At 61.4% G+C, this 8,419-nt stretch carries 9 protein-coding genes; 8 read left to right on the top strand and 1 reads right to left on the bottom strand.

Going from position 1 to position 8,419, the window contains the following annotated elements:
• Together J4F42_09575 and J4F42_09570 are read left to right on the top strand one after the other, a co-directional pair.
• The coding region (locus J4F42_09575) for an alpha-hydroxy-acid oxidizing protein (protein MCE2485747.1) at positions 1–263 on the top strand (263 nt) is incomplete at its 5' end.
• Positions 264–283: 20 nt separating this feature from the next.
• Complete coding sequence (locus J4F42_09570) at positions 284–970, top strand: SCO family protein (protein MCE2485746.1); 687 nt, start codon at positions 284–286, stop codon at positions 968–970.
• 170 nt (positions 971–1,140) lie between these two features.
• Here the strand turns inward: J4F42_09570 and J4F42_09565 are convergent, their stop codons facing one another.
• Entirely contained in the window at positions 1,141–2,055 is a 915-nt protein-coding gene (locus tag J4F42_09565; protein MCE2485745.1) for a class I SAM-dependent methyltransferase, read from the bottom strand.
• Between the two features lie 707 nt (positions 2,056–2,762).
• Here J4F42_09565 and J4F42_09560 point away from each other — a divergent pair.
• The 6 genes from J4F42_09560 to J4F42_09535 all read left to right on the top strand — a co-directional run bounded on the left by J4F42_09560 (position 2,763) and on the right by J4F42_09535 (position 8,370).
• Positions 2,763–4,439: a hypothetical protein gene (locus tag J4F42_09560; protein MCE2485744.1), complete on the top strand. Its 1,677-nt coding sequence runs from the start codon at positions 2,763–2,765 to the stop codon at positions 4,437–4,439.
• A 45-nt stretch (positions 4,440–4,484) separates the two neighbouring features.
• The gene (locus tag J4F42_09555) at positions 4,485–5,525 is read left to right on the top strand and encodes a zinc ABC transporter substrate-binding protein (GenBank protein ID MCE2485743.1); all 1,041 of its coding nucleotides are present in this window, start codon (positions 4,485–4,487) and stop codon (positions 5,523–5,525) included.
• Positions 5,522–5,965 (top strand): MerC domain-containing protein, encoded by a 444-nt coding sequence (locus tag J4F42_09550; GenBank protein ID MCE2485742.1) that lies wholly within the window; start codon positions 5,522–5,524, stop codon positions 5,963–5,965. The genes J4F42_09555 and J4F42_09550 overlap by 4 nt, the downstream gene beginning before the upstream one ends.
• Before the next feature lie 2 nt (positions 5,966–5,967).
• A complete protein-coding gene (locus J4F42_09545; GenBank protein MCE2485741.1) occupies positions 5,968–6,732 on the top strand; it encodes an ABC transporter ATP-binding protein in 765 nt (254 codons plus the stop codon).
• Positions 6,733–6,857: 125 nt separating this feature from the next.
• Positions 6,858–7,715, top strand: a complete 858-nt coding sequence (locus J4F42_09540) for a metal ABC transporter permease (GenBank protein ID MCE2485740.1) — start codon at positions 6,858–6,860, stop codon at positions 7,713–7,715.
• Between the two features lie 34 nt (positions 7,716–7,749).
• Positions 7,750–8,370, top strand: coding sequence for a cation transporter (locus J4F42_09535; protein MCE2485739.1), 621 nt, complete (start codon positions 7,750–7,752; stop codon positions 8,368–8,370).
• The last annotated feature ends 49 nt before the right edge of the window (positions 8,371–8,419 follow it).

The raw sequence follows: 8,419 nt of genomic DNA, 5'->3' as shown, positions 1-8,419 counted from the left end.
GCGGCTCGGAGATGACGATCCTGCTGGACGGCGGCATTCGTTCCGGCGCAGACGTCGTCATTGCCCTGGCCCATGGGGCCGATGCCGTGCTGGCCGGGCGGGCGTATATCTACGGTCTCGGCGCCGGTGGCGAGGCCGGCGTGCGCAAGGCATTCGCCATCCTGAAAAAAGAGACCGAGGATACGCTGCGACTCCTGGGCTGTGCGTCAATTCACGACCTACGGGCCGAGGAGCATTTGCTTCCGTATCCCTTTGGCGGATAGACAGTGCGGGAAACTTCATCATGAGCGCATCGAACGCGCGTACCGCCTCCAATCCACTCACCGTCCTGAGAGTCGTCTGGCGGCTCTTGTTCGTTATCCTGCTGGGGATGAGCGGCGTCCTGCTCTGGCGGGCCTTTGATACCACATCGCAGCCCGGCTCACCAGACCGCTTGCCGGTCCACCAGACTGTGCCGGACTTTCGTCTGCTGGCCCACAGTGGTCAGGCTTTCGGTCGTATCTGGGTCGCCAACTTTGTGTTTACCCGCTGTCCGGGCGTGTGTCCCCTGCTGTCAAGCCGGATGGCACAACTGCAAACCAGGCTCGAAGAAACCGACCAGCCCTCGATTCGGCTGGTCTCTTTCAGTGTTGACCCGGAGTGGGACACGCCGCAGCGGCTCAGCGGCTACGCCGACAGATACAGCGCAGACGCCAGCCGCTGGGTTTTTCTGACCGGCGAGTTGAGCGTCGTCCAGCCCTTGGTCCGGGACGGTTTTCAACTGGCGATGATGAACGCCCCTCCAGAGGGGTCTCATACAAGCCACGGGCAGCCCAAACGGCTCGAACAAATCGTCCACAGCGACCGTTTCGTGCTGGTTGACCCCGAGTTCCGTATTCGCGCCTACTATCGGGGCGATGAGACAGCTGTGGTTGAGCGGGTGATGCGTGACATCGAGATCCTGCGCCACGAGTACCCGCCCGTTCGCTGACGACATCCCCTCTAGCCCTTGGTACAGATGTAGTAATTGTTCAGCATATCCTGTTTGACATTTTTTACCGTAACCTGGTGAAACCCCGCCTCGCTCAACAGCTCCAAGGCCTTGTGTTTGCCCCACATTGCCCCGAGACCCTCACCACGGAGGGCCAAAGAGACGGACATTCAATGCATACACGAGACGGTGTACATCATCGGTCCCAAGACGTGGTCGAGGTTCTCCTCTAAATGGCTTGAGCTGTTGACGTCCACCATCAGAAACGTGCCGTCGGGCCGCAGGGCCTCGGCAATACCCCTGAGCACAGCCCGGGGCTGCGCCTGGTCGTGGATAGAGTCGAAAGCGGTAATAAAGTCGTACAGACTCACATCGCCCAATTCGGCCGCGTCCCTAACGGCAAACTCGGTGTTGGTGAGGCCCCACTCTTGCGCTTCCGTCTGGCCCGCAGCAACGCCTTCCTGCGAGAAATCGTAGCCGCTAAAGCGGCTGTGCGGAAACGCTCTGGCCATCAGATTCACCGCATGACCGCTTCCACACCCGACATCGAGAACGTCGATGCCAGCGCGTAAACGATCGACCAGCTGGGAGATGAGCGGCAGGGTGATGTCAACGAGCGACATATCGTGCACGGCCCCGCTCATCTCGGCCATCAGCTTATGAAAGTCCCCGTAGGCCGAATACGGCACCCCACCCCCGGCACGAAAACTATCAACGATGCCCTGCTGAACCCTGGCCACCATCGGGATCATTTGCATCATCAGCGCCAGGTTTCTCGGTCCGGCTGCCCGGGTGATGGCGGCGGCGTGCTCGGGCGGGAGCCGATACGTTTTGTCTACCGGGTCATAGTCCACAATCCGGCCGGTCACCATGGCACCGAGCCACTCGCGCACGTAGCGCTCGTTCAGGCTACTTGCCTGTGCGATCTGCTCACTCGTGGATGGGGCTAAGCCGGCCAGCGTGTCAAAGAGGCCGACCTGGTGGCCGATGACCATCATCTGGGCCACGCTGGCGTCGTTGAGGATACCGAGCATCTTTTTGGAAAATGCCTCGGCTTTTGCTTGGTCAAACTGTGAGTCTGGCATCACTCGCTCCTTTCTTTTGTGTGCCGGTTGTGTCACACCTCGCCCAGCGCTCGCAAGAGGGCGCTTGTTGGCTTCAAGCCTCTTGACACCAACAATACTTGCTATAGAGTTGCAACAGTATCCATGCATCAGAAACGGTTCACAAGATTATGGCAGAAAGGGTTCGCACTGCTGAGCCTGCTCGCCCTGTTGTGTGTGTCTGCCGCCACCGCCGCTCATATTCACAGCCAGGCTGTCGGCAGTCTGGCCCAACAGGAGTGTGTGCTGTGTGTGATCGGAGGGCAGAGCCCTGCCCTGCTCGCCCACCTCCCGACTGCTGCCGCCTATCTGTCCACCAGCGTGTGTCTCTCCAACACGACCGAGCAATACGCTGTGGCCGCTCATCACCGCTCCGGTAGTCCACGCGCCCCACCTGTTGCGTCATAAACGCTCGCCTGAGCGCAGGCTTCGGTTGCGGCTGTCCCGCGACTGCATGTCGCCACCGGCTTACACTTGTGAGGTGCCAAGCTGGGCTCAGTGTGTATCAGCACCTTCTACTGGGACGAGAAACAAACCCAGGTGCTGACACCACCGGCCCGCGGCTACGCGTTGCCTCACCCATACCTCTGTCGCAGAGACAGGACAGAAACAGGACGATCATGATGAGGAGTACGTATACCAGCCTATTGTGCCAACTCGTTTGTGGAGCCGCCCTTCTGGGAGGCAGTTTGCTCGCCGCTGCAAGTGTGCGGGCCGATGATTCGTCTGAGGTAGAAGCCCTCAGGGAGCAGGTTCAAAGCCTCCAGGAGACCGTACAGCAGCTGCAAAAGACGATGCTCAAGATGCAGGATGACACTACCGCCAGCGAGGAACGCGTCCAGCAACAGGTCGAAGCGGTCCGCAAGCGACAGGCTGAGGCTTTTGCCGCCCAACTGGAGTCCCCGCTCGACAGAGCCATCCAGGAGAGCCAGGCCGCAGGCCGCCAGCCGCTGCTCACGGCGGCACGACCGGAGGGTCTGTGGTCGCGACCCTTGGGCGGTGGGGCGCAGTTGCGTCTGATTGATGTAGCGGCCGATGTCTTGTTCTACGCCGGTGGTTCGAGCGAAAGAGACGCCGCCCTGTCGACCATCCAGGGCGGGGCGCACGATCCGAACCGACGCGGCTTCACCCTGGGTCAGGCCGAAATTTCCCTGGCAGGAGCGGTGGACCCGTATTTTCGGGGCGACATGATCTTGACCACCGCGATCGACCCGGTCGAGGGGGAAACGATCGTCGAGTTGGAGGAAGCCTTTCTGACGACCACCTCCCTGCCCTACAATCTCCAACTCGAAGTCGGCCACTTTTATACCGAATTTGGCCTCATCAACCCACAGCATCCCCATCAGTGGGACTGGATGGACCAGCCGGTCATCAACTCGCGACTGTTTGGCGGCGACGGCATGCGTCAGACCGGCCTTCGGGCCTCATGGATTGCGCCGACCCCGTGGTTCTCGGAGCTGCACTTCGGCATGCAAAACGCCAACGGGATCAATATGACGAGCTTCCGGGGTGATCGGCACACCCATGCCGGCGGCGGCCATGCCCACGAAGAGGAGGCCGGGCATGAGGATGAAGACGGCCACGAAGACGAAGACATGCACGAGGACGACCACGACATGGCGCTCAATGGTCACGAAGAGGACCACGAAGACGAAGACATGCACGAGGACGAACTCGGCCATGAGGACGAAGACGACCACGAAGACATGCACGCCGAGGCAGCCTTTGTCGGCGCCCTGATTGGCGGTCGGCCGCGGGGTGGCAAGAATGTCTTCAAAGGCTTTGGCGATTTTGTGTATCTGACGCGCTGGAACAACTCGATCGATCTGACCGACGACATTACCGGGACGTTTGGCCTTTCGGGTCTGTATGGACCAAACGCGACCGGAGATGACGCCGATACCTGGATTTATGGCCTGGATATGAGGTGGCGCTGGAATCCGACCGGCAGCTTCCGGGGCTGGCCTTCTCTGACCTGGCAGACCGAGCTGATGAAGCGCGATTTTCACGCCGACCGCTTTACCGGCCAGACCGAAGATGGCGATGAAAGCAGCCTCTACAGCCGGACCTTGAAAGACTGGGGCTTGTACACCCAGCTGCTATACGGTTTCAAGTGGGGCTGGGCAGCCGGGCTACGCTATGAGTATGCGGGCGGCAGCGGACGCAGCTTTGGCGGCCGACGGAACGATCCGTTTCGGGACAACCGTCACCGCTTCTCGCCCCTCCTGGCCTGGCGACCGTCAGAATTCTCACGCATCCGCTTGCAGTACAACTTCGATGACGCCTCGCATCTCGACGGCAGCGCCCACAGCGTGTGGCTCGGTTTCGAGTGGCTGTACGGGGCGCATCCGGCGCATAATTTCTAGGCGCTGGACCTTGCTCAGTGAGCTGAGACAGAGAAGGAACTTCTTATGCTGACACATATGAAATACGGATTCATTGTTTTGAGCTCGGCCTTGAGCCTCTTTTTCACGACACTCGCCCACGGCCAGGCGCTCAAGGTGTGCGCAACCGTGCCCGAGCTGGGGAGCCTGGTCCAAGAAATCGGTGGCGATCAGGTGGAAGTCACCGTGTTTGCCAAAGGCACGGAAGACGCCCACTTTGTTGTCCCCAAGCCGAGCTTCATCAAAGCCTTGAGCCAGTGCGACGCCTATGTCCAGACGGGCTTTGACCTGGAAGTCGGCTGGGCGCCGCCCCTGCTGCTCAATTCGCGTAACGCCCGCGTGCAGACCGGAGGACAGGGATATATCGACACCTCGGTTGCGGTCGCCCCGCTCGAGGTTCCGACCGTGACGGTTGATCGCTCTATGGGCGACATCCACCCCCTCGGCAATCCCCATTATTTGCTGAGCCCGATGAACGGTCTGCGAGTCGCCGGTCTGCTCCGCGACCGGCTGTCGGCTATCCGTCCCGGCAGCAGTCAAGATTTTGCCCAGCGCTACCAGGATTTTCGGCGTCGTCTCGGCATCGCCCTGGTCGGAGAAGCGCTGTTCAACACCTACGACTTTGAGAAGTTGGCCATCCTGGCCGAACGCGGGCGGTTGACCCAGTTCCTCAACAGCCAAAACCAGGCGTCCCTGCTCGGGGGCTGGTTAGGGCTGATGCAGCCCTACTTCGGGGCAAACGTCGTCGCAGATCACAATTCATGGCCCTATTTTACCCAGTTCTTCGGGCTGAATCTGGTCCAGTTTCTCGAACCCCGGCCTGGTATTCCACCGACCACCAGTCACCTGCAACGCGTTATCGAGCTGATGCGGGCGAGGGAGATCAGAGTCGTGCTGGCGACCGTGTATTACGATCCCCGCTATGCCGAGTTTGTCGCCAGCAACACCGGAGCAGCCGTCGTTAACATGGCCGATAAGGGGGCTGCCCGACCCGGCACGGAGCAGTATCTCGATATGATCGACTATAACGTCACCCAGCTGTCCGCAGCCTTGGGGGGGACGACATGAGCCGCACGTCCACCTCAGACCTTGTCATGGCCGATGTCAACCGCTCTCATCTGTGGATTGACCAGATTGGGGTCGGACTGTCTCTGGCGTGTGCCCTCCATTGCCTGGCCGCCCCGCTTCTGCTGACAGCACTGCCGGTATTTGGATTGAGCTTTCTGGCTGACGACATGACGGAAATGGTCCTGCTCAGCTCTGCCCTGGTCCTGGCAGTCGGCAGCCTGTGCTGGGGATTCCGGCAGCATAAGAGCGGCCGGGTGTTGGTGCTCTTGGCCGTAGCCGCGGCACTGATTGCCAGCGGCAGGCTGTTTGCCGGCGACCGCTCGGAGAGTCTGTTGGTGGTTGCCGGAGCTGTGATCCTGGCCGCCAGCCATGCGCTGAACTGGCACTTGTGCCGCAGCTGTCTGGATTGCCAGCACCCGGAACACCAGGGTATAGCGTAGGTATGGAAAGCCCTGAGGTTGTTCTCCACACACACGACTTGTCCCTCGGCTACGGCCCGAAGACCGTCTTCGCCGGCGTCAATCTGACCGTCCGAGCGGGGGAGTTCTGGTGTTTCCTGGGCAAGAACGGAGCCGGAAAAACCACGCTGCTGCGCGGCCTGCTGGGCCTGCTTCAGGCCCAGGCCGGACGGCTTCAGTTTCATCCAGAGCTGGGTTGTCGCGAGCGGATCGGCTTTGTCCCCCAAGACTGCGAGGTCAACCCCAGCCTGCCGATGACGGCCCGCGAATTTATCCTGCTGGGACTGGTCGGTATCCGCCCGACTCGACACCAACAAGACGAGCGCCTGGCCTGGGCCTTGGACAAGATGGGTCTGGCAGATCTGGCGGACGAGGACTACTGGTCGCTGTCCGGCGGGCAGCGGCGGCGCGTCCTGGTCGCGCGAGCCCTGGTCCGTCGCCCGACGATTCTGATTCTGGATGAGCCGACGGCGAATCTTGACCTGGCCATGGAAGACACTTTCGTCCAGACTCTGGCCGCCCTGCACGCCGAGGAGCGCAACACCATCCTGTTCGTTACCCATAAAATGAATATTGCGTCCCGCTGTGCGACCCATATTGGGCTGCTCACCGGTGGCACGCTGGTGTCCGGTCCGCGCGACCAGGTGCTCACCGATCAGAATCTCGAACGGGTATTCGGCCAGGTATCCGGGCTGACGGCGCCTGGCGCTGCGTTGGACCGCTGGCTCCTCGACCGGGTCTACACTTAGATGTCCGGGCTGACGGGCACGGCGGCGCGTCTTTTGGAACAGGACGATTTCCCGAAACGCTCTCAGGCTTTGCCGGGCCGCTCGGAGACGGGCTCAGCACCCCCGTCCACGGATGGAAATCCGGAATGATCGAAAACTTTTTCGATTCGTGGTCGCTGTTTCAACACGCGTATCTGTCCGGGTGGTTCATCGGTCTCCTGCTGTCCCTGCTCGGCGTCCTGGTTGTTGCCCGCGATCAGATCTTTATCGGCGCGGCCGTCTCCCAGGCGTCCATGCTGGGCATCGCCGTTGGTCTGTGGCTGGGCAGCGCTGTCAGCCAGGACCCTCACAGCTGGTGGCACTCCGACTTGTTCCACTCGACAATGGGCGGCGTGTTTGCCGTGCTGGCAGCACTGCTGACGACTACCGGCAGCCGGGGCAGCGGCCGGGAAACCCACGAAGCCATCACCGGCTGGGTCTTCCTCGTCTCGCTCAGCCTGTCCATCCTGCTGATGGCCCATAGCCCGATTGGCACCGAAGAAATCAACCGCCTGTCGGCCAGCACCATCATCGGCGCCAGGCAAACCGATGTCTGGATTTTTGCCGCCATGTTCCTGGTCACCGCCACGCTGCTGTTTGTGTATGCCCGTCAGGCCCTGCTGCTGATTCTCGATCCTGCCATGGCCCGGGCAGTCGGCTTACGGGTAGACGTGTGGAATCGTCTGCTTGCGGTCTGGCTGGGGCTGATTGTCGGGTTCTCCATTCATGTCTCCGGCGTGGTGTTCAGCTTTGCCAGCCTGGTCCTGCCCGCCCTGGTGGCCAAAAATGTGTGCCGGGAAACCCGGCATCTGTTCGTAGTCGCCCCGGCCGTGTCGCTGCTCACAGGCGTGCTGGCCTTTGTTCTGGCCAACCACTACGACTACCCGCCCGGGCAGATGGCGGCGGCGTGTCTGTCCGGGCTTGTGGTGGGTGCGTGGCTGTTTCGCTGGCTCAGGGCTCGCTAGACGGGATGAGCAGGTCGAGCGGCAAGGACGGGGTATGATGCCCCATCGCGCGCCCCCCCACCGCTGGCTGCGGATTGGCCTCGGCTTGGTCATTGCGACCATGCTGTATAACATCGCCGAAGCGGTGATTGCGCTGTGGGCCGGCAGCCGGGCGGCAAGCATCGCGCTGATCGAGTTTGGTCTGAACAGCCTGATTGAGATTAGCGCTGGCGGGATCTTGTTGTGGCGCTTGAGGCTTGAGATGCAGGGCGTCACCGCAGAACGCGTTGCCCGCGCAGACCGCCGGGTACACCAGTTTGTGGGAGCCTCGTTTATCGCTCTGGCCGTGTATGTGCTCGGCCAAGCCAGCTGGATGTTGTGGCGCCAGGCAGCTCCTGACGCAAGCCCCATCGGTATCATCCTGGCCTGCCTGTCGCTGACGATTATGCCGCTGGTGTCGTTTGGCAAGCTGCGGGCGGCGGCGGTTGTCGGCAGTCGGGCTCTGCGTGCCGAGGCAAAAGAAACCCTGGCCTGCTCATACCTGTCGCTGACGCTACTGCTCGGTTTGGGTGCCAATGCGGCGCTGGACTGGTGGTGGGCCGATCCGGTCGCCGCCTTAGGCATGCTGCCCTGGCTGATCAAAGAGGGCAGAGAAGGGCTGTTTACGCCACCCTGACAAAACTCGGAATGACGCCTGCCTCCCCCCCACTTACAACTCGGTCGCA

This window comes from Desulfurellaceae bacterium (assembly GCA_021296095.1).
GTDB lineage: Bacteria > Desulfobacterota > Binatia > Bin18 > Bin18 > JAAXHF01.
This window is presented reverse-complemented; position numbering and strand designations above follow the sequence as displayed.